Raw genomic sequence first — 21,098 nt, forward strand, 5'->3', positions numbered from 1 at the left:
TTAATTTACCCCAGCTTGAATTAAATCGTGCATGCTAATCACACCAATCACTTGTTTGGCATCGTTGACTACTACAAATTGATTGATTTTTTTTGCATTCATTTGCTCTAGCGCTTCAACCGCTCTTGCTTCTTGTGAAATGGTTAGAGGATTTTCAATCATAACCTTTGATACAGCAAGATTAACATCAAAACCTTGTTGCTTATCAATGAGACGTCGCAAGTCACCATCCGTAAATATACCTAACAGAACATCATTTTCATCCACAATTGTGGTTAATCCGAGACGTTTGTTTGATATTTCGTATAAAACTTTATTCATTGGTGTATCAGGTGAAACTTTTGGTAGAGAGTCACCCACGTGCATCAGATGTTTAACATGCAACAGTAATCGCTTACCGAGTGCACCAGCTGGATGCGACATGGCAAAATCATTTGCAGTAAATCCACGCGCTTCAAGTAAAGCAACAGCCAAAGCATCACCTAAAGCTAAAGTCGCTGTCGTGCTTGAAGTTGGTGCCAAACCTAATGGGCATGCCTCTTGAATATGACCAAGTGTAAGCGCAACATCAGCGCTCTGTGGCATTGGTCCACGGTCATCACCTGAAATTGTTATCAATGGCACACCCAAATGTTTGATGAGTGGCATTAACATCATGATTTCATCACTTTTACCAGAGTTCGAAATCGCGATCAGCACATCTCCACGCACTAACATCCCGAGATCACCATGACCAGCTTCACCTGGATGCATAAAGAAAGACGGAGTTCCTGTTGATGCAAATGTTGCAGCCATTTTTCGACCGATATGACCAGATTTCCCCATACCAGTGACCACTAAACGACCTTGACACTGTAGGATAATTTGACATGCTTGGGAAAAACGATCATCAATCTGACTGGATAGTACCGATAAAGCTTGACGCTCAATCTCTAAGGTTTCTTTTGCAACCTTTTGAAAATCAATTAGATATGTAGTATTTTCAGAATTCAAATCTGGGCACCTTGAGGCTGGATTCAGCCACAATTTCAATCATTAAATTATTCTTCATATATTAACATAAGCATGCAAGTATCTTTTTCTTAAATGTATAAATTTCATTTGCATAGATTTTTTACGCATAAAACTTTGTGAAAGATAAGCCTTAGGTTAAGATGAACCACCATTTTTTTAGCTTTTTGAAGACCTATGCAACCATTTGTTCTATATAACTCAGAGCAACGAAAAAAAGTTGAGTTTGTACCACGCAAAGAAGGACATATTGATATGTATGTCTGTGGGATGACAGTTTACGACTACTGTCATATCGGTCATGCTCGGGTTATGGTTGCATTTGACTATATTATTCGTTTTCTTCGTAGCCAAGGTTGGAAAGTTAAATATATTCGCAATATTACTGACATTGATGACAAAATCATTGCACGTGCAAATGAAAATGGTGAAAGCATTACAGCACTCACTGATCGCTTTATTCAGGCAATGAATGAAGATGCTGCCAATTTAGGATGCTTGGCACCTGATGAAGCACCTCGTGCGACAGAGTACATCGATCAAATGCAAAATATGATTGGTACTTTGGTCAATAATGGCACTGCATATCCTGCGTCAAACGGTGATGTGTACTTCGAAGTTGAAAAATTTAAAAAATACGGGCGTCTATCTGGTCGTAAACTCGAAGACATGCAAGCAGGTGCTTCCGAACGAGTCGATGTTGAAGTTGAAAAGAAACATCCTTTCGATTTTGTGCTATGGAAGCATGCAAAAGAAAATGAACCTTCTTGGAAATCTCCTTGGGGGAATGGTCGTCCAGGTTGGCATATCGAATGTTCAGCAATGTCTACATGTTGCCTTGGTAATCATTTTGATATTCATGGTGGTGGGTCTGACTTAACCTTCCCCCATCACGAAAATGAAATCGCACAAAGTGAAGCTGCAACTGGCGAACAATATGTAAACTATTGGATGCACGTAGGCTTTATCAATGTCGATGGTGAAAAAATGTCTAAATCTTTAGGCAATTTTTTCACGATTCGCGATGTCATGGAAAAATTCCATCCTGAAGTTATTCGTTACTTTATCGTTTCATCACACTATCGTAGCCCTGTGAATTTTTCTGATACTGCGCTTAAAGAAGCTAAAAACACATTAAGTCGTTTTTATCATTCATTTAAAGCATATCAACAGATATATGGTGCCGAAATTAATTCGCAATACGATGAAGCACTCGTTGAAAAGTTTAATGCAGCAATGCGGGATGATTTCAACACATCAGAAGCGATTGCCGTACTTTTTGAAATCAATAAAGAATTAAATCGTGCCGTAAAAGACGAACTTGCTGAACAGGCGGCCATATATTATGCCACCTTGCGCCATCTGACCAATATCTTAGGTCTTGTTCAACATAATGTTGATGAATTCCTAAAATCAGATATTGGTCAAGAAAGCTTATCTTTGAGTAATGATGAAATTGAAGATCTCATTCAACAACGCAAAGATGCCAAGAAAGAGAAAAACTTTGCACGTGCAGATGAGATTCGCCAAAATCTTCTTGATCAAGGCATTGTACTTGAAGATACGCGTCAAGGAACTTTATGGCGACGTGCTGATTAATTCATCAATTAAATTTTGGAAGTGTTGACAGGGTGTGCAAAATCACTATAATTCACACCATATTGCGGGAATAGCTCAGTTGGTAGAGCACAACCTTGCCAAGGTTGGGGTCGCGAGTTCGAGTCTCGTTTCCCGCTCCAAAATTTTAAAAGCTTCAGTCGAAAGATTGAGGCTTTTTTTATTGACTTAGATTCTCAAATAAAGTCGACCTAGATTAAATTATTCGAAAGAGAAAAGAGAAGCTAGCCGACCAAAGGCAAAGTTGCTCCACACCCAATCACTCTCGAACTTGAACAGGTTTTCATCTTAAATTCACGCTTTTTTTGATAATATTAATTACTTTAATGCTCTTTTTTAGGCTAAAAGCATGAGATTAAATGCTGACTTCTCTCAACCTGTAATAATTACTCCAGAGGATTATCAATGGATTCAATCCCCAAGAGGCGAAGTTAAACGAATGATGTTTGATCGTGTTGGCTTAGAACAAGCAAGAGCAACCAGCCTAGTTGAGTTCCCTTCAAATTCTCAGTTCCCAGAGCATCAACACCCCTTCGGTGAAGAAGTTCTAGTGTTAAACGGGACTTTTACTGAAGATGATCATCAGCACTATCCATCTGGATGGTATATGCGAAATCCTCACCTTTCTAAACATATTGTCTCGAGCTTAGATGGATGTCTGATCTTGGTGAAACTCATGCAAATGTCTGAAGAAGAAAAATTAGCTACACGAATTGATACTCGTGACGAGCGAAACTGGACCTATTTTAACAACATAAAGATTTGCCAACTATTTCAATCTGAGTATGAAGACACCTTTCTCGAAAAACTCGAAAGCCAACAGGTTTTAGAATCAACACATCATAACGGTATTGAAATTTTCATTATCAAAGGTAAATTGGTGATGAATGAACGAAATTATTCAGCCGGTTCGTGGATGAGGTTTCCGATTCAACATCGTATTGAAATCAAAGCAGGTGGTTCTGGCGCTTTGATTTATGTAAAAAAAGATCATTTAAAAAATATATAAACCCAAAAAAACCCAATACATTATTGGGTTTTTAAGCTAGTGCATTGATTAAGACTCATCATATGCGCTTTTTTTCCAGACACCCATATCAATAAGCTTCTGAATTTGCTTATCAATCACTTCCGCTTTATATTCGTCGTGATGTCCCTGTTTTTGCTGCAAATACAAATTTTTAGGATATATATTATTTTTATAAATTAATTGTGCGCATTCTGCACGTATATCTTTCATCCAATTGGTCACCTGAGCGTGTGTACGATGATAACGAAGTGCCTCTATATCAACTACACCAGTCACATAGGTAGATCCATTGGTATCATGCTGTTTACCCACTATTTTACCTTTATGGTCCACAATCATAGAAAGACCACCACCACAATCGATCGGTGCTAATGTATTTTTATCAAGATACATTCCCCCAATATTAGGTGCTACTACGTACATATTATTTTCTAAAGCACGAGCACGATTGGAGATTTCAAATACATCATTTTCAGTAAATGAAGCTGGTAATGATGCACGATAGACGACTTCAGCACCATTCATCGCTAGGCCTCGACCATTTTCTGGAAAATTACCTTCCATTGCCATCATGATGCCCAATCGACCAATTTCCGTATCAACTACTGGCCAAAATGATTGAAGCTCTTCACCATATTTTTTTACCCACTCATCATACAAATCATGAGGTGATGCTGAACGCTCGCATGGCAATAAAGCAGACATTTTGTGGTGTTTTAAAATAATTTCGCCTTGAGGATTTATAATAAATCCGACATTAAACATAATGCCTGGCCAATCCTCATTTTTAGCTTTGGCTTGCGCCATGATAAAAACATTATGTTTTTTAGCTAACTCACCTAAACGATCTGTTTCAGGGCCTGGTATATCGATCGCACCATCATCCAAGAATTCTTGAATATCAACATCGAGTGCTTCATCGTTGAAGCCCTGTAATGCCCCCTCTGGGAGAACCAACAGTCTTACTGGAATATCTAAAGAACTCAACCATAATGCACCAGATGTAAGTTCCTCTAAATGAGAGATATTTTTCATAATATCTGCTCTACAACTTGTGCCCCATATTGTTGGAACTAATCCTACAACACCATAAGGTTTGATCATTTTATTTTCCTCTAAATCCATTCAGTTTTTTTAATGCACTTAAAAATTATCAGTGTGCTGATAATTATGCAAGTTCAAAAACCAAATAATTTAGAAAATTATTCTTCATTAATTTTTTTCATCCAATTCCTGACGATTCTTATTTCACTTTCACTAAAACCATCGACTAGAGAATCTTCTAAACGATCAATAGCATCACCACAATCTTCCATAAGTTTTTTCCCTAAATCTGATATCTCAATTAATTGAATTTTCTTATTCGTAGAATGAGAAGTTTTATAGAGAATATTTTGTTTTTCTAATTTTGAGATCATCAAATTTACTGTTTGCGGTGTTAATGAAGCAAAACGTGCTATTTCCGCATTTGTGAAACCTGGGTAAGTCAAAATAATTTTCAAAATTGTGAACTGTGGTGGAGTGATTGAATATTCAGCAAGTACACGCTCCATTTTTAAACGATATACATGGGATGTCTTTCTTAATAAAAATCCAAGGTAACCCGATTCATTATCAAATATTTCAGGTGAATTCGTATTTTTTTTAAACATACCTATTGCCCTTTTATAAAATCATAAATATTATCAGTATGCTGATAAAAAAGTATTTGAGTTTAACTTTGCATTATATATGACTAATGCTGCTTAAGTTTGAATACCTAGTCACAGTTTAGCTAAAAAAATAATGGAATAAAAATCAAACCCTTAAGGATATAGGATACGAAAATGCAGAATACTCTAAATGCTGAAGAACCCGCTTCGGTCAAAAAAAATACGAGATACGCTTGGTACGTAGTCACACTATGTATGTTGGCTTATATATTTTCTTATATTGATCGACAAATTTTAGTCTTGATGATTGAACCGATCAAAGCAGATTTAAATTTAACTGATACTCAGTTTAGTCTATTGCACGGTTTAGCTTTTTCCCTATTTTACGCATTTATGGGATTGCCTATCGCTTATTTAGCAGACCGATTTTCCCGACCAAAAATTATTGCTATTGGCATTATTTTTTGGAGCTTAGCAACAGCGGCTTGTGGTCTAAGTAAAAACTTCATTCAACTTTTTCTTTCAAGAATGGGGATTGGCATTGGTGAAGCAGCATTATCACCCGCAGCATATTCCATGTTTAGTGATATGTTCAGTAAAGACAAATTAGGTAAAGCCGTTGGTATTTACTCCATTGGTTCTTTTATCGGTGGAGGGATGGCTTTTCTCGTTGGCGGCTATGTGATCAGCTTATTAAAAGATGCAACGTTTATTGATGTTCCTTTACTCGGCATGATGAAGGCTTGGCAAGTTGCCTTTATTCTGGTTGGATTGCCAGGCGTTTTTATTGGTCTTTTATTTATTTTAACAGTAAGAGATCCGCAACGAACAGGACAAAAACTCGATGCCTCAGGTAATGTCGTAAAAGTTAAATTTACGGATTCGTTTAAATTCTTAAAAAAGCACAGTAAGACATTTACTTGTCACTACATGGGCTTCACATTCTATGCAATGGCATTGTTTTGTGTCATGAGCTGGTCACCTGCATTTTATATGCGTAACTTTGGTCTAAGTCCTGTTGAAACAGGTTATATGTTAGGAACGATTCTACTTATCGCAAACACATCTGGCGTTTTCTTTGCAGGCTGGTTAACTGACTATCTGACAAGTAAAGGTCGACGTGATGCTGCAATGTATGCTGGTTATTTAGGTGGTTTAGGAATTATCTTACCGATTATTAGCTATACATTAGTAGACTCACTGTGGTTATCTGTTGCTATTTTTACAGTGGCTATGTTCTTTGCATCTTTCCCAATGCCAACCTCAACAGCAGCTATGCAAATTTTAGCTCCAAATCAATTACGAGCTCAAATTTCTGCAATTTTCTTGTTAATCAGTAGCTTAATTGGTTTAGGTATTGGAACAACTTTAGTCGCATTAATTACCGATAAAGTATTCGGGGATACCAACATGGTGGGTTATTCAATTTCAATCGTAGGTGGATTCTCAGCGTTATTGACTATTATTTTACTCAAAACAGGATGTAAACATTTTGTGAAAAGTCTAGATGTAGAAAAAGATGAAATGGTCAGATAAGAAGTGATTTGTGCAAAATTACATAAAGCATTTTCTAAAATCTAAGCTCATATTTAGTTTATTTTAGAAAAAGAACTCGAACATCTGTTCGAGTTCTTTTTTCTCAGCTGAGAGTCAATAATAATTAAACTAATCAAAGGTAGAAAAAAATAATCAATGTCTACTTCTTGCAAGCCAAAGCCGCATTATGATGATGACCCATGTCCGATGCCCGATTAAATAAAGATAAACGACATATCCCCTGTCAGGTCTAGGCTTTCAACATTTTTCGTTTGAAAAGCACATTATTCTCCCTCAACAACTTGAATAGAAATTACTCTCGAATTGACTAAAATGTGTTCAGGACTGCTGAATAAGGAAAACTCACTTCCAGAAGCTGATTTAACTTAACTCATTCAAAGTGTGAATATTGTTAGACGATATAATGCCGAACCATATAGAGCGTTAACAAAAAAAGAATATTGTTTAGGTGATCAATCAGATGAGTGCGTAATTATTATTTATACTCATCTCAAAATCAGATTCAGTCTTATAACTTTTGAGTAATCGCAAAAAAATGACTCGGCCTTAAAAGTCCGAGTCAGGTTGTAGTCAAATATTGAGCATTTTTTAAGAAAGATTTACTTTTTGAATACCATTTCTACCTGGGAAATCCTTGGCTAAAGATCGGGCATTAGGCATTTTTAACCATAATCTTAATAATTTTCTTCGCTTTGAGATGTCTTCATCATCTATAAATGATGATCGTGAATGCATTACACAATAGTTATTACAGAACTGCATATCACCCGGTTCAAGCATCATATCTAGTCTGAGATCAGGATCTTGTATGTATTGATCGAAAATATCAAGCGCATCGACTTGAACTCTGGATAAAGGGATTCCTTTTCGCTCATGTCCTAGTTCAATATATGCTCTTAAGTATCGACAACTTAATTTATTGTCATAAAAGCTAAATATAGGCGTGAGTGTTGGTTCTGAGTCACCAAGATGATCACAATAAGTCGGATGATAATAATAACCTAGATATTCAGGATAATTTTCTAAAATTCTATTGTAGACTGTGGCAGCACTGACGAGACTACTTAATCCTCCACTCATTGCTTTTCTAATTGATAGCAATCCAACTACGTCAGATAAGTCAGTGTGGTAAGGGAGATATGCGTTTGTTTCATAAACTCGCGTTGATTTGTTGTTAAGATCACCAACGTTTTCTACTTTACCCAATAAATCGCCTTTAGGATTTTGGGTAACGGGTTGACCCATATACATGCCAATTAAATAGTAAATAATCGCCAATTGGCGTTCACTAAATTTAGAGACATCTAAACCTTTTAATAGAAAGAAACCATATCCATTCTCAAGCTCATCGGCATATTTTTTAAATTCAGATAAAACTTGTGAATTATTAATCGTTAAATGCGTGTTATTCAATTGATCAATTTCTAGATCTTGTTGTTCTATAAATTGCAAATTTTGGCTTAATTCATGAAGCATTTCTTCGCTTAAATAATAAATCCAATCTGTCTGATTTTTTAGGTCTTTGCCCACCCATGCCGACTTATGACTGATTTTTTCTTTTAATATCGTATTCATCTCAATCTATCCCTGAACTAGTGTTTGTTTTCCTGCATTTTTCGAACCATCGCATTAAAAAACTTATCTGCGAAAGCACTTTCTTGAATTAACATTTGAGTTAAGTCTGCACACTTCTGTTTTACGATATGATCTAATTCAACATCGTCACCACGCATTGAATCCGCTTGGCATTGTATTTCTGCGGCTCGTTGAACTGTCCAGAGTAGGAAAAAAGCTTTTTCAATCGTACTCTCTCCCACAGCTACACCATGATTTCTAAGTACCAGAATGTGATGATCACCTAAACTTTTGATCATTCTTTGTTTTTCTTCTTCGAATAGGGTAATGCCTTCAAAGGCATGATAGCCTACCCGACCATATAACTGCGCACCATAAAAATTGTCATTTTTAAAGCCATCTTTCTTTTGTGCAATGGCACTGATTGGTGTGGTATGTGTATGTATTAAACATCGAATATCATCACGAGCACCATGAACAGCACTATGTAAAGCAAATCCTGCAGGATTGGCATCATATTCAGAATGAATCACTTTATTACCGTTTAAATCAACTTTTAATAAATTTTCGGGTGTGATTTCCGTATAGTTCAAGCCGAAAGGATTTACTAAATAATAGTGTTCAGCTCCTGGTAAGCGCGCTGAGACATGATTAAAAATTGTTTCCGTCCAACCAAAATAATCAATAAGGTGATAACAATTCGCTAATTTAACTCTGAGCGCCCATTCAGCTTCAGACACATTCAATACATTATTTTTCATCTTCATTATTCCTTGTTCTGGCTTGTTCGCTTAAATAGACCGTTAATTCATATATAAGTTTGGATGTCGGCATCGGACATTCATAAGCATCTGCCAATTCAAATACAGCTTCTGCAATGGGTGCTAACTCTAAAGGGCGATGATTTTTGTAGTCATGCCACATTGATGTATATGTTTCCCCCATCTCTGAACCCAATTTTAAAAATGTGTTTGGGTCGATATTGATACGAGCGCCATAGCAAGCCGCAACAGCTCGAACTTCATATAAAATTTGTTGCGTAATTCGAGTTAAATTGTGATCAGAATAAATTTTACTTAGCGGAGCATCAGCCACAACCGATAATGGATTGGAGCTCAAGTTAGCCATAACCTTGGTCCAAATTTGATCTCGGATGTTCTCTACGGGTCGTGCTTCGATACTTGTATTTTCAAACAATTCAACAAGCGCATGTAATCGTTCAGTCATTTGATGACTTGGCTCACCAAAGATCAACAAATATGGATTGTCTGATTTGACCTCATTTCCATTGACACTTTGCGCTGTAATAAATACGACAGCGCCAATTAAATGTTCCAATGGAAAATGGTCATTTAAAACGCCCTGTTGATCTAAACAATTTATGCTTGAATGTTCAGAGTTATTCTCTAAACCGTAAAAATACCAAAAGGGTATGCCATTCATTAACGGCACGATGACTGTCGCGTTATGCATATAACGCTTCAGCTGAGTTGAGATTTCGTATAAAGCGTTAAACTTGGTTGCTATAAATATAAAATCCTGTTTTTCAATGCATTCTTCAGTATCCACAATTCGAGATGGATGTACTTGAAATTCACCCAGTACATCTTTTAAATGAATCCCTTTTTGCTTTAGCGTTTCGACTTTTTCCCCTCGCGCTAGAACAGTGACTTGGTGTCCTGCTAGCGTTAATCTAGCAGCAACTACACAGCCTATGGCTCCAGCACCATATACCAAAATTTTTTTTGACATCCATTCAAATCCCTGAAAATCGTATGATTTGTTATGTTCTATATAGCTAATACGTCTTGATGCTTACTATTAATTCCTAAGTAACTTTCGATGATTCTTGGATCTTCAACTAAATCAGAGCCCCTTCCTTCCATTGATAGTTCTCCCATTTCAAGGACATAAGCATAATCTGCAAGTTTTAAAGCAGCTCTGGCATTCTGCTCAACTAACAAGATAGACACGCCATGTCCTCTTAATTGGTCAATCACCTTAAAAATTTCTCGAGTGATGAGTGGTGCTAATCCCAAACTCGGCTCATCAAGCATCAACAATTTAGGTTTAGCCATGAGTGCACGACCCACTGCAAGCATTTGTCGTTCACCACCAGAAAGTGTTCCTGCTTGCTGAGATCGTCTTTCTTTCAAACGAGGAAAAATGTCATACACTTCATCTAAAGTGCTGAAAATTTCTTTGTCTCTTTGGCGATAGCGTTGAAAAGCGCCAAGCATAAGATTGTCTTCAATAGACATTGTTCCAAATAACTCCCGTTTTTCAGGCACTAATCCGAGCCCACGAATCACCATTTGCTCAACCTGTGGACATTGCTCCACATGCCCATCGAAATCGACGTTTCCTTTAGAACCCAGCACCCCCATAATTGCAGACAATAAAGTTGTTTTACCCGCACCATTTGGACCAACAACAGAAACAATTTGGCCTTGATTAACACGCATATTAAAATTTGAAAGCGCTTCTACTTTTCCGTAAGCAACACTCAAATTATTTACTTCTAGCAGAGGCGTGCCCTCTTGATTTCCAAGCATTGTGATCATGCAGCACCTCCTAAATAAGCTTCCAATACAGCTTCATTTTTTTGAATTTCTTCTGGTAATCCTTCAGCAATTTTTTGACCGAACTCCATGACCACAATTCGGTCTGCGAGATTCATGACAAAGTCCATATCATGCTCGACCAAGAGAATTGCCATACCTTCAGCACGTAATTTAGATAGAAGTTCAGCTAAGGCTTGTTTCTCTTTAAATCTTAATCCTGCTGCGGGCTCATCAAGTAGTAATAAGCTTGGGTTCGCACATAAAGCACGTGCAATTTCTAAAATACGTTGCTGCCCGAGTGCTAAACTGCCAGCTTCGACATACAAATATTCTCCCAGCCCTACACGTTCTAGTTGATATTTAGCCTCATTGAGAAGTTCATTTTCTTCAACTCGATCAAGAAGTAACATGGATGAGATGACACTTTTTTCTCCGCGCAAATGTGCACCTATAGCTGTATTTTCTAATACTGTCATTTCAGGTAATATTTTTACGTGTTGGAATGTGCGACTTAATCCTAATTTGGCAATTTCTCTGGATGGTATGCCATTTATTTTTTTACCTTTAAATAAAACTTCACCACTTGTTGGAACATCTACACCTGATATTTGATTGAACATGGTACTTTTACCAGCACCATTCGGACCAATTAAAGCGAGAACCTCTCCAGCGTGAATTTTCAGATTCATTTCATTGTTCGCAACTAAGCCCCCAAATTTTTTCGTGATGTTCTTCGCATCTAATATCAATTCACCCTTGTTGATTTGATTTTCTACTTTGTCCATTTGAAGAATGGGGTGGATTGAAGGATATAAATCTACAGGCTTATATTTATTTGGGATCAACTTAGTAATAAATGACCAAATCCCTGATGGTGCTTTTTGCATCAATACAACAATGATTAATCCAAATACGATTGTTTCATAATGACCTTGTCCGCCAAAAATAATAGGCAAAGCATCTTGCAACCATTGGCGTACCATGGTGAATATGCCTGCACCTAATATTGCACCCCAAATACTACCGACACCGCCTAACAACGCCATAAACAAGTAGTCGATACCCATTTGGAGTCCAAAAGGTGTCGGGTTAATAAAAGTTTGCGTGTGTGCATAAAGCCACCCTGAAATTGATGCAAAAATTGCAGCAATCACAAAGATGATCATTTTTGCTCTAAACGTATTTACTCCCATAGACTCAGCCATTACTTGTCCGCCTTTCAAAGCGCGGATTGCTCGACCCTCTCGAGAATTTAAAAGATTTTTTGTCAAAATAATGGCAATAAATACAATGAGCCAAATGAGGTAGAACATTTTATTGCCATTATCAAAGGCAAATCCTGCGATAGAGATAGAGGGAATATTCGAAATTCCAGAATGCCCACCTAAAGTTTCAATGGTCGAAAAGAAATAATAAAGTGAAATGCCCCAAGCGATCGTACCTAAAGGCAGATAATGCCCTGAAAGTTTTAGTGTTAAGCCACCCACCAAAATCGCAGATGCGACTGTAATGACTATTCCGAGCAGAAGTCCAAACCAAGGATTACCACCTGTCCATGCGAGGAAACTTGGTAATTGCTCAGTCACAGTTAAGTAAGCTGTTGCGTATGCGCCAATTCCAACTAAGGCTGCTTGACCAAATGTAGTCATGCCTCCAACGCCTGTCACCAATACAAGACCTAACACGACTAATGCATTTAGACCAATATAGTTCAATAAAGTGACTTGATAGGTCGGTAAAAAAAATGGGCTGATGAATACAATTAGCGCAAATATAAAGAAATAAGTTTTTGATTTCATTCTTCATCCTCCTCAACATGACGAGTTGTGAGTGATTTCCAAAGTAAGAAAGGAATAATTAATGTAAAGACGATGATTTCTTTGTAATCACTTGCCCAAAACATGGAGAAAGACTCAATAACACCAACAATCACGGCACCAATTGCTGCGACTGGGAAGCTGATTAGTCCTCCAATGATTGCCCCTACAAATCCCTTCAGACTTAAAATAAATCCTGAGTCGTAATACAGGGTTGTGATCGGTGCAATTAAAATGCCTGATAAGGTTCCGATAAATGTAGCTAAAACAAAAGTCAGTTTGCCCGCAAAGATTGGAGAAATACCCATGAGCTGTGCACCGATTCGATTGACAGCGGTTGCATGCAATGCCTTGCCATAGAGTGTTTTTTCAAAGAAATACCAAAGCACTAAAATCATCACAAAGAATGAAACGATAATGATCAAAGTTTGACTGCTTAAAACAAGAGTCCCAATTTCAAAGCTTTTATCACTAAATGGTTGTGTTTGAGCACCATTTGGACCGAATATCACGAGTCCTAAACCGACTAATGCCACATGAACCGCTATCGACACGATCAATAAAACTAAAGGTTTGGCTGCGACTAAAGGTTGAAAAAAAGTGCGATACATTTGAGGACCAAGCGGTGTAATCACAGCCAAAGTCAATAAAACTTGAATTGGCATTGGAAGCGTCGCTAAAGGTAGTGTGTACATCGCGATAACGATCAAAGAAATATAAATCAATGACGCAATAAAAATTTTGATATTAAATATTTGATTTTTAAAAAATTTAGCGTATAAATCCAGACTTGTATTGACAATAAAAAACGCAACTACCAGCCAAACTATTAAGCTTGGAATACCTGCTTGAATGGATGCCAAGGTCAATGCACCAAATACAGCAAATTCACCCAATGGAATAAGTAATATCCGAGTGACAGTAAAAACTAAAATGATACATAGCGCTAATAATGCATAAATAGCACCACTGGTAATACCATCCTGCCCCAAAATTAACGCGATATTTAAATCCATAACATCTTCCTACCCTTTTTTGAGGATGAATTTACCTAGAGCGATATATGCATATCGCTCTGAGTTTATTTATGATGAAAAGCTAAATTTACTTCAGTAGTTTCCACTGACCATTTTTAACAATGATCATTTCACGCCCACGCTTGTCAAATCCACTATGATCAGATGGGCTCATGTTATACACGCCTTGAGTTCCTGCGACTTCTTTTGTAGATTCCAATGCATCACGTAGAGCTTCACGGAATTGCACGGTGCCAGGCTTTGCTTTTTTCAAAGCAGTCGGTACAGCTTTTTCAAGCAAAATACCTGCGTCATACACATTTGCCCCGAAAGTTGCAGGTGTTTGTTTATATTTTGCTTTATAATCATTGATATATTTAGTAGCAATTTTCTTAGAAGGATGTGTATTAGATACTTCATTTAAAACAAGCATTAAACTGGCAGCTAAAATCGTATTTTCTACTTTCTTGCCACCCATTTTTAAATATTGATCTAAAGCCGCACCATGCGTTTGATAAATTTGCCCTCGATAGCCTCGATCATATAAAGCAGTTTGTGGAGGCACTGCTGAACTGCCTGGTGCTGCAACTAGAATTGCCTGTGGTTTTTTACTTATGAGTTTTAACGCTTGACCAGTTAGAGAGGTATCTTGACGTTGAAATGATTCTTGAGCAACGATTTTAATCCCATTTTTCTTTGCTAAATTCGCTAAGACTTTTCCCCAGTTTTCTCCATACGGATCAGCAGTACCGATAAATCCTAGAGTTGTAATTTTTCGCTTCACCATATCTTGCACAAGCGCTTCTGCGATGATTTCATCATTCTGAGTGGTCTTAAACACCCATTTTTTTTGATCCGTCATTGGCATGACTATCGTAGAAGTACCAACAGGTGCAAGAAGAGGTACTTTCGCTTTAGCAATTGTCCCTATCACTGCAGAAGCATTTGGTGAACCAGAAGGACCAATAATTGCATCAACTTTGTTTTCTTTAATTAGTTTCTCGACAGCTTTGACAGATGCTGTAGGATCACTCGCATCATCAAGAGAAATATATCGAACATTTTCATTACCAATTTTTTTAGGTAATAAAGCAACTGTATTTTTTTGTGGTATACCTACCATTGCTACAGGTCCGGATGATGATGTCACAACTCCAATCGTGATATCAGCTTGAGCATAAGTGGCAATTGCGATTAAGCTTGTTGATAATAATAATTTTTTAAACATCATATAATCTCCAGTTTGTCCATTAACTGTTTATGTAATTAGAATTTATAGCTATATGTAGTAATGATTCGATTTTCAACAAAATCATTACCATTGGTTGTTCCTGCACCATATTTAGTAGTCGTGTCGATATACCTCCATTCTATACCCAACCCTTTAAAAGACCCTTCTGGAACGGTATAGCCGACAATGAAATTAGCTTCAGTTTCTTTATTATCTGGTAGGCCATTACGCTCTATGTTCGTACCATATAAATAACGCAAAGTCGTTCTTAAACCCGGCAAACCAACATTTTTAAAGTCATAAGAATAAAGTGCATGATAAGTAAGTTCTTCAGGTTTGATGAAACCTAAAGTTGACCAAGTATGTAGGAAAGGTTGAGGAGCGAATCCATCAAATGTTGGAAAATTGGTATCCCCGGAATTTTTTTGAACACCTGCAGCAAAACTATGTGAGCCATTTTGAATGTTGGCCTGAACGCCAAATGTTTTGCTATCTATGTTTCCATAGTATTTGTCACCAGCTTCACTGTTATGGAAATAACGTGCATCTAATTTGATTTTAGAGTCGCCAATTTGAGTGTTATATGCTGCATTTAAATAATGTTGGTTATAAATATCTTCCAGCTGACCAAACCAGTAAGAGCCTGAAATTTTAGGGCTAAAATTATAGTCTAAACCAACATAACTTAAACCATTACTTTCTATTCTTGCTTTACCTGGTGCAAACAAGCTTAGTTTTTCAAACTCATCATCATTACGCGCGTTTATATGAGTGATTCTTCCAGCTGAAAATTTTAAATTTTGAATCGATTTCGTTTCAAATGCCGCACCAGCATATGTTGTCACCAACTGACGTGAATCATCAATAAATGCAACAGGTGTTCTTGGCGAAAGTTCCCCAACTAATAGCTCAGAATCTTTGTATTTCAGCTTTAAGGTTGCACCAAATTTATTATAACTACGTTCTTGCTCATTTTTTATGGGATCAAATGGTAAGATCGAATCAGACCTTTCAGCATTATGATTTGATAATCTTAGTGCGTAACTTGAAGTCACGTCAAAACCCACCTGAACGGGTGTATTGGTATAACCTGAACTAAACTTTAGACCTAATGCTTGTGACCAACTACCAACATCAGGCTGTGTTGTGTTATTTCGATCAATAAAGAAATTTCTTAAATTTATTGTCGTTTGACTATCTTTTACCAAGTCCGCATAAACTGCTGTATTACAGCAAATTGCTAGTATTGCAAATGTAGGTAACTTTTTCACTCAACTTCCCCTTAGTTTTTTACTGATTTTCTCACTCAACCCTGTTTAATTTTTTCTATTCAGCTATATGAAATTTCATATATTCAACCCAATTCTTTTCCAATTCCATAGAAAATTCAATTTTCTTTTAAGTATATTTATATACCTTAATTAATAATTAAATCCCTTTTAAATCTTCATAGATTGAAAAAAGGCCAAATGATCTAACATTTAGCCCAATTTGATTTAATGAATACCCGCAATATCTTTTAGAATGGTGATAAAGGTATTCTTTTCTTGGTCACTGTATTTTGCAAATACTTCATTTTGATGCTCATCAGCTATATCAAATAAATAATGTGCGGTTTTTTTACCTTTATCCGTTAATTGGTAGAATTCTTCTGTTTCGACTAGTAGCTCATCCTTCTTAAGGATTTCCGCTGCTCTTTCTATTTCTCGCATAGGCATTGCTATATCACGTGGTAAATCATCTTTGCATGAACTTGCACCACTGCCTAGCACTAAAAGCATTCGAGCTTCACTCGTTCTAAAACCTGTGACTAATTGCTTTGGGATGTAATCATTTTGATAAAACTTGAATGCTCGACTCATGAGATAGGCAACATTATTATATAAGTTACCTTGATATAGTTGACCCAAATCATCAGTTTGGACTGGATTTGAATCTTTAATTCTTAACATTGGGTGTGGTGTTACTGCTGAGTACGCACCCTGGTGATATACTAATGGACTACGACCTTCATCTTGAAAATTAACGACCTTTCCAATAATAATCCAGTGATCCCCGCCTTCTACAATTTGAAATAATTCACATTCAAAAACAGCAGAGCAATTTTCCAGAACTGGAGCATTACCTACACCCAAACGGTAGTTTGCTCCTTCGAATTTATCAATATTGCGTTTAGCAAATTTATTCGATACCTCGATTTGAGATCCAGATAAAATATTGACTGCAAAATGACTAGAGTTTTTAAAAACTTCAAAACTGGTCGATTTTTTATCAATACTCCACAAGATTAAAGGTGGGTCTAATGAAACTGAGTTAAAACTATTGGCAGTTACACCCACTTTTTCACCTTGCGCATTTTGCGCTGTAATAATGGTAACCCCAGTTGCAAAATTACCGAGTGCTCTGCGGAATTTCATCGGATCAATAGCTTGTTCTTCCGATTTTTGATAACTATTCATTCCCTTCTCCTGAATCCCAAAATGACCTTCCATGATGGCAATTCAACTATTAAATATCTAAAACTAATCTCGGTGTTTTTGATCGAGAACAACACACTAAAATCTGTTCATTACTTTCTTTTTCTTCGTCAGTAAAGTAGACGTCTCGATGATCGGGTTCGCCTTCAAGCACATCACACATACACGTTCCACAAACGCCCTGTTCGCACGATAACTCGACTTTAATCCCTTCTCGCGCTAAAGCTTGCAGAATAGTTTCCTCTGGAGCTACTTGAATCGTTTTACCACTTTGTTGTGCAACAACTTCAAAACTAGCACCACCTAAATCAATATCTACCTGAAAATATTCTTTATGTAATTGATCGGAACTAAAACCCTTAGACTCAGCAAGATTAATAATCCAATCCATAAATCCATTAGGACCACAGGTATATAAATGTGAATCTTTGGCAATATCTTTCATTGCGTGATCAAAAAATTCACGATGATTTGCACCATCATCTTTAAAATGGAAAGTTGTATAACTCGCTAAGGGACCTTGCTTGATTTCATCTACAAATGCAGCGGTTTGTTTGGAAGCTGCACAATAATGCAATTCAAATGACTTATCGTTATTTAATAAATCATAAGCCATGGTAATTAACGGTGTAATCCCAATACCACCACCAACTAAAATGCTGTGAGATCCATCTAACAATGGGAACAAATTTTTAGGATGGCTGACTTGTAGTTTCATCCCTTCAAAGATGTCATTAAACGCCGACAGTGACCCCCCTCTTGATGCTTCGTCTTTTAAGATCCCTAGTCGAAAAACACCTTTTAAACTAGGATCTTGACATAGAGAATACTGACGGATTAACCCATTAGGCAGGAATAGATCGATATGTGATCCAGCTTCGATTTCAGGTAATGGAGACTCAGTTGCTGAAATTAAATCTAAGACAACAACATTTTCCGCTTCTACTGATCTTTTATTTACTATTACGGAGTATTTTTCGTTCATAGTTTTCCCCTTTATGACTAAGCCAATGCTTAGCGCATAAATAGTCCTCCGTTAATATCCCATGTTGCTCCTGTCACAAAAGCTGCTTGTGGGGATGCTAACAAAGCACAAGTTTCAGCGATAAAACTCATACTGCCTAAAGCCTTGACAGGAATGTTATTGATAAACGCTTCCATTTTTTCATCTGAAACAACGCTGTGTACTATTGGAGACTCCATTGGTCCTGGTGCTACGGCATTTACAGTCACACCTTTAGCGGCAAATTCTTTTGCAAAAATTTTAGTCAAAGTTACGATTGCCCCTTTTGAAGCTGCATAATGCGCTCCCGTTGCAGTACCACCATTCTGACCAGCCAATGAAGCCATGTTGATAATTCGACCAAAGCCTTTAGATGCCATATATTGACCAATAATTTGGCATGACTGAAAGGTTCCTCGTTGGTTGACTTGTGTCACCCAATCAAAATCACTCGCAGTGATTTCAAGGACAGGAGTTGCTTTAGTTACTGTGGCGTTATTGATTAAAACATCCAACTTGTTGAAATGAGTTTCAATCCAACTCACTGCATCTCTAAAGTCCTGCTCTACTGATATATCCAGTTTTAAGGGATACATCTGCGATGGATACTGACTCGCAGCTTTAGCGCTTTCCGCTTTTTCTAAGGTACTTGCAGTTAAAATAACTTGATGCCCTTGTTTAGCAAAATATTCAGCAATCACATTACCTAAACCAGAGGCAGCACCAGTAACCAAAACAACATGTGACATGGTCACCTCCTATAGAATGTAACTGATACCAGCTAAGGTATCTGTCGAATTGACTAGATTGATAATTTTACGGTCTATTTTGAGTTCGCCATTCTCTTGACGTACTAGCTCATAAATCACATCAGCAGTGTAATGACGCAAATTCTCTTTTCGGAACTCTCTTAAATTTTGTGCACAGCGTAAAATTATCTTGTGATCAGTTTCTTCAATAATTCGCACACGTGACAAGCTTCGAACAGTATTGGCCTTAGGAGCTGTCGAGATTGCTTCACCATTTTCTAAACGCTCTACACGTAATTGACGCATGTGGTGATTGTCATATGCATAGTTCAAATGGTTTTCGTAATCTGTCAATGATGGATCAATTGGAATGATGTATTTGCCATTTTCATTCCATAAACTTAACCATGCTTGATACTCTGAATGATCTAACATGTCAGCTTCAGCCCAAATGAATGCTGTTACTTCGTTCAAAAGATTTAAATTAATTTTCATGCTCTTCCCCTTAAGCCGTCATCAACTTTTTCCATTGTTGGTAAGCGCCACGCATGCCTGTTTCAGCACTCACGTCACTCTTCAGACCATCTTCAGTTTTGACTTCTCCTGGTAAACCACGGTTCAACATGATCCAAAGATCATTGCCCGCATTTGCACCATGCTGTACACGCTCCCAAGCTTCCGCATCATCTGGCGTACCAAAACCGAAAGGACCTTGGAAATGTTCATGTAGACGTAGGCGATATTGGTTGGCAATTTGTGGTCCACCATCCATCGTAATCACTGAGTGGTGAATTTCAGTTTTATCTACCGCTAATGGTTGCATTACACGGAAGAACGCCATAGAACATGCAATGTTAGGGAAAATATTTAAGTTAAAGCCCGAACCACCGACAGCACGGCAAATTCGACGAACTTCAAGTTCCTCATGACCTTCTTCACGTAGCGCTTGGGCAAGTTCTTCAAAACGCTCTTGGATTGGTCGCTCCATCAACTCTTCATCAAGATCTACCAGTTCTGGAATCATCACCATCACGCTGTGACCATTTCCTAGATCTTCAACATAGCCTGGTTGATTTTCAAAGTTGAAAAGCTCTTCAGTTTTTTCGTCTACAGAACTTAAGAATGATTTATGAACCAATGGGAAATGATACGCGTCAGTTGTATTTTCCAACTGAATTTTCCAGTTACCTGGGAATGTAAAACGATGCTCACCTAATACTTTGACTGGATAACCTGCGCCTTGCTTCATGAATAGATCAATCCACTTTTTCGCAGCACCTAAAAAGTCTTCTAATGGCTCAATATCGTCTTTGAAGGTCGCAAAGATCATGCCGTTATATTCTTCTACACGTAGGCTGATCAGTGGAAATTCAGATTTATCTAAACATTCGCCATAACTTTCAGGTGAAGGAACGCCACGCAATGTACCATCTAAAGCGTAACTCCAACCATGATATGGACATACAAAGCTATTTGTTTTGCCTTTTTTATGCTCACAAACTGTAGCAGCACGATGGCGACAGCGGTTGAGTAAAACGTGGACTTTTTTCTTACGATCTCGTACAGCCACTACAGGTTGTTTACCAATATTAATCGTTTTATAACTACCAGCATCTGGAATTTCACTTGCATGAGCAACCCAAACCCAAGTGCTGTAGAAAATTTTTTCCATTTCATCTTCAAAGATTTGTGCATCTTTATATAAAGAGGTATGCACTCGGTCACTTTGAACTAATTCATTGTAATCAATTTCAATATTTTGAACTGGTATTGCACTATTCATCATGTATTCCCTTATA

General features: G+C 37.3%; 19 protein-coding genes and 1 tRNA gene. 4 read left to right on the forward strand and 16 right to left on the reverse strand.

Annotated elements, in window-relative coordinates; translation table 11 throughout:
• Nucleotides 1–993 carry a KpsF/GutQ family sugar-phosphate isomerase gene (locus tag AC1M9D_RS06620; protein ID WP_481611781.1) on the reverse strand — a complete coding sequence of 331 codons (993 nt, stop codon included), beginning with the start codon at nucleotides 991–993 and terminating at the stop codon, nucleotides 1–3.
• A 195-nt stretch (nucleotides 994–1,188) separates the two neighbouring features.
• Between AC1M9D_RS06620 and cysS the strand changes: the two genes are divergently transcribed.
• From cysS to AC1M9D_RS06635, 3 genes are all read left to right on the forward strand, one after another.
• The gene (cysS, locus tag AC1M9D_RS06625) at nucleotides 1,189–2,610 is read left to right on the forward strand and encodes a cysteine--tRNA ligase (RefSeq protein WP_481611782.1); all 1,422 of its coding nucleotides are present in this window, start codon (nucleotides 1,189–1,191) and stop codon (nucleotides 2,608–2,610) included.
• Between the two features lie 64 nt (nucleotides 2,611–2,674).
• Nucleotides 2,675–2,750 (forward strand) — tRNA-Gly (locus tag AC1M9D_RS06630).
• A gap of 227 nt (nucleotides 2,751–2,977) precedes the next feature.
• Nucleotides 2,978–3,637, forward strand: a complete 660-nt coding sequence (locus AC1M9D_RS06635; RefSeq protein ID WP_481611783.1) for a cupin domain-containing protein — start codon at nucleotides 2,978–2,980, stop codon at nucleotides 3,635–3,637.
• A 48-nt stretch (nucleotides 3,638–3,685) separates the two neighbouring features.
• Here the strand turns inward: AC1M9D_RS06635 and AC1M9D_RS06640 are convergent, their stop codons facing one another.
• Both AC1M9D_RS06640 and AC1M9D_RS06645 read right to left on the reverse strand, forming a co-directional pair.
• Nucleotides 3,686–4,762, reverse strand: coding sequence for a nitrilase-related carbon-nitrogen hydrolase (locus AC1M9D_RS06640; protein ID WP_481611784.1), 1,077 nt, complete (start codon nucleotides 4,760–4,762; stop codon nucleotides 3,686–3,688).
• A gap of 98 nt (nucleotides 4,763–4,860) precedes the next feature.
• A complete protein-coding gene (locus AC1M9D_RS06645; protein WP_092767707.1) occupies nucleotides 4,861–5,310 on the reverse strand; it encodes a MarR family winged helix-turn-helix transcriptional regulator in 450 nt (149 codons plus the stop codon).
• Nucleotides 5,311–5,484: 174 nt separating this feature from the next.
• Between AC1M9D_RS06645 and AC1M9D_RS06650 the strand changes: the two genes are divergently transcribed.
• Nucleotides 5,485–6,846, forward strand: a complete 1,362-nt coding sequence (locus AC1M9D_RS06650; RefSeq protein WP_179999577.1) for a spinster family MFS transporter — start codon at nucleotides 5,485–5,487, stop codon at nucleotides 6,844–6,846.
• A gap of 609 nt (nucleotides 6,847–7,455) precedes the next feature.
• Here the strand turns inward: AC1M9D_RS06650 and AC1M9D_RS06655 are convergent.
• The 13 genes from AC1M9D_RS06655 to AC1M9D_RS06715 all read right to left on the reverse strand — a co-directional run bounded on the left by AC1M9D_RS06655 (nucleotide 7,456) and on the right by AC1M9D_RS06715 (nucleotide 21,082).
• Nucleotides 7,456–8,442 carry a TauD/TfdA family dioxygenase gene (locus tag AC1M9D_RS06655; RefSeq protein WP_481611785.1) on the reverse strand — a complete coding sequence of 329 codons (987 nt, stop codon included), beginning with the start codon at nucleotides 8,440–8,442 and terminating at the stop codon, nucleotides 7,456–7,458.
• A gap of 17 nt (nucleotides 8,443–8,459) precedes the next feature.
• Nucleotides 8,460–9,203, reverse strand: a complete 744-nt coding sequence (locus tag AC1M9D_RS06660) for a class II aldolase/adducin family protein (protein ID WP_228143120.1) — start codon at nucleotides 9,201–9,203, stop codon at nucleotides 8,460–8,462.
• Nucleotides 9,193–10,194, reverse strand: a complete 1,002-nt coding sequence (locus AC1M9D_RS06665; protein ID WP_481587678.1) for a ketopantoate reductase family protein — start codon at nucleotides 10,192–10,194, stop codon at nucleotides 9,193–9,195. Before AC1M9D_RS06665 ends, AC1M9D_RS06660 begins: the two co-directional genes overlap by 11 nt.
• A gap of 38 nt (nucleotides 10,195–10,232) precedes the next feature.
• On the reverse strand, nucleotides 10,233–11,006 hold the full coding sequence (locus tag AC1M9D_RS06670; RefSeq protein ID WP_035266352.1) for an ABC transporter ATP-binding protein: 774 nt from the start codon (nucleotides 11,004–11,006) through the stop codon (nucleotides 10,233–10,235).
• A complete protein-coding gene (locus AC1M9D_RS06675; protein WP_481611786.1) occupies nucleotides 11,003–12,805 on the reverse strand; it encodes a branched-chain amino acid ABC transporter ATP-binding protein/permease in 1,803 nt (600 codons plus the stop codon). The genes AC1M9D_RS06670 and AC1M9D_RS06675 overlap by 4 nt, the downstream gene beginning before the upstream one ends.
• A complete protein-coding gene (locus AC1M9D_RS06680; protein ID WP_180028232.1) occupies nucleotides 12,802–13,839 on the reverse strand; it encodes a branched-chain amino acid ABC transporter permease in 1,038 nt (345 codons plus the stop codon). Before AC1M9D_RS06680 ends, AC1M9D_RS06675 begins: the two co-directional genes overlap by 4 nt.
• An 88-nt stretch (nucleotides 13,840–13,927) precedes the next feature.
• Nucleotides 13,928–15,070 (reverse strand): ABC transporter substrate-binding protein, encoded by a 1,143-nt coding sequence (locus AC1M9D_RS06685; protein ID WP_180028233.1) that lies wholly within the window; start codon nucleotides 15,068–15,070, stop codon nucleotides 13,928–13,930.
• Nucleotides 15,071–15,105: 35 nt separating this feature from the next.
• Nucleotides 15,106–16,341 carry an OprD family outer membrane porin gene (locus AC1M9D_RS06690; RefSeq protein WP_481611787.1) on the reverse strand — a complete coding sequence of 412 codons (1,236 nt, stop codon included), beginning with the start codon at nucleotides 16,339–16,341 and terminating at the stop codon, nucleotides 15,106–15,108.
• A 225-nt stretch (nucleotides 16,342–16,566) separates the two neighbouring features.
• On the reverse strand, nucleotides 16,567–17,529 hold the full coding sequence (locus AC1M9D_RS06695) for a p-hydroxyphenylacetate 3-hydroxylase reductase component (RefSeq protein ID WP_180028234.1): 963 nt from the start codon (nucleotides 17,527–17,529) through the stop codon (nucleotides 16,567–16,569).
• A gap of 49 nt (nucleotides 17,530–17,578) precedes the next feature.
• Nucleotides 17,579–18,532, reverse strand: a complete 954-nt coding sequence (locus AC1M9D_RS06700; RefSeq protein WP_481611788.1) for a PDR/VanB family oxidoreductase — start codon at nucleotides 18,530–18,532, stop codon at nucleotides 17,579–17,581.
• Nucleotides 18,533–18,561: 29 nt separating this feature from the next.
• Complete coding sequence (locus AC1M9D_RS06705) at nucleotides 18,562–19,299, reverse strand: SDR family NAD(P)-dependent oxidoreductase (protein WP_035266343.1); 738 nt, start codon at nucleotides 19,297–19,299, stop codon at nucleotides 18,562–18,564.
• Nucleotides 19,300–19,308: 9 nt separating this feature from the next.
• The gene (locus AC1M9D_RS06710; RefSeq protein WP_035266341.1) at nucleotides 19,309–19,794 is read right to left on the reverse strand and encodes an aromatic-ring-hydroxylating dioxygenase subunit beta; all 486 of its coding nucleotides are present in this window, start codon (nucleotides 19,792–19,794) and stop codon (nucleotides 19,309–19,311) included.
• 10 nt (nucleotides 19,795–19,804) lie between these two features.
• A complete protein-coding gene (locus AC1M9D_RS06715) occupies nucleotides 19,805–21,082 on the reverse strand; it encodes an aromatic ring-hydroxylating oxygenase subunit alpha (protein ID WP_035266339.1) in 1,278 nt (425 codons plus the stop codon).
• Between the last annotated feature and the right edge of the window lie 16 nt (nucleotides 21,083–21,098).

Source organism: Acinetobacter sp. ANC_7682, from assembly GCF_056779795.1.

Coding starts and splice junctions, on each gene's coding strand:
- cysS (WP_481611782.1), top strand. CDS start 1,189: ATGCAACCATTTGTTCTATATAACTCAGAGCAACGAAAAAAAGTTGAG.
- AC1M9D_RS06635 (WP_481611783.1), top strand. CDS start 2,978: ATGAGATTAAATGCTGACTTCTCTCAACCTGTAATAATTACTCCAGAG.
- AC1M9D_RS06640 (WP_481611784.1), bottom strand. CDS start 4,762: ATGATCAAACCTTATGGTGTTGTAGGATTAGTTCCAACAATATGGGGC.
- AC1M9D_RS06645 (WP_092767707.1), bottom strand. CDS start 5,310: ATGTTTAAAAAAAATACGAATTCACCTGAAATATTTGATAATGAATCG.
- AC1M9D_RS06650 (WP_179999577.1), top strand. CDS start 5,485: ATGCAGAATACTCTAAATGCTGAAGAACCCGCTTCGGTCAAAAAAAAT.
- AC1M9D_RS06655 (WP_481611785.1), bottom strand. CDS start 8,442: ATGAATACGATATTAAAAGAAAAAATCAGTCATAAGTCGGCATGGGTG.
- AC1M9D_RS06660 (WP_228143120.1), bottom strand. CDS start 9,203: ATGAAAAATAATGTATTGAATGTGTCTGAAGCTGAATGGGCGCTCAGA.
- AC1M9D_RS06665 (WP_481587678.1), bottom strand. CDS start 10,194: ATGTCAAAAAAAATTTTGGTATATGGTGCTGGAGCCATAGGCTGTGTA.
- AC1M9D_RS06670 (WP_035266352.1), bottom strand. CDS start 11,006: ATGATCACAATGCTTGGAAATCAAGAGGGCACGCCTCTGCTAGAAGTA.
- AC1M9D_RS06675 (WP_481611786.1), bottom strand. CDS start 12,805: ATGAAATCAAAAACTTATTTCTTTATATTTGCGCTAATTGTATTCATC.
- AC1M9D_RS06680 (WP_180028232.1), bottom strand. CDS start 13,839: ATGGATTTAAATATCGCGTTAATTTTGGGGCAGGATGGTATTACCAGT.
- AC1M9D_RS06685 (WP_180028233.1), bottom strand. CDS start 15,070: ATGATGTTTAAAAAATTATTATTATCAACAAGCTTAATCGCAATTGCC.
- AC1M9D_RS06695 (WP_180028234.1), bottom strand. CDS start 17,529: ATGAATAGTTATCAAAAATCGGAAGAACAAGCTATTGATCCGATGAAA.
- AC1M9D_RS06700 (WP_481611788.1), bottom strand. CDS start 18,532: ATGAACGAAAAATACTCCGTAATAGTAAATAAAAGATCAGTAGAAGCG.
- AC1M9D_RS06705 (WP_035266343.1), bottom strand. CDS start 19,299: ATGTCACATGTTGTTTTGGTTACTGGTGCTGCCTCTGGTTTAGGTAAT.
- AC1M9D_RS06710 (WP_035266341.1), bottom strand. CDS start 19,794: ATGAAAATTAATTTAAATCTTTTGAACGAAGTAACAGCATTCATTTGG.
- AC1M9D_RS06715 (WP_035266339.1), bottom strand. CDS start 21,082: ATGAATAGTGCAATACCAGTTCAAAATATTGAAATTGATTACAATGAA.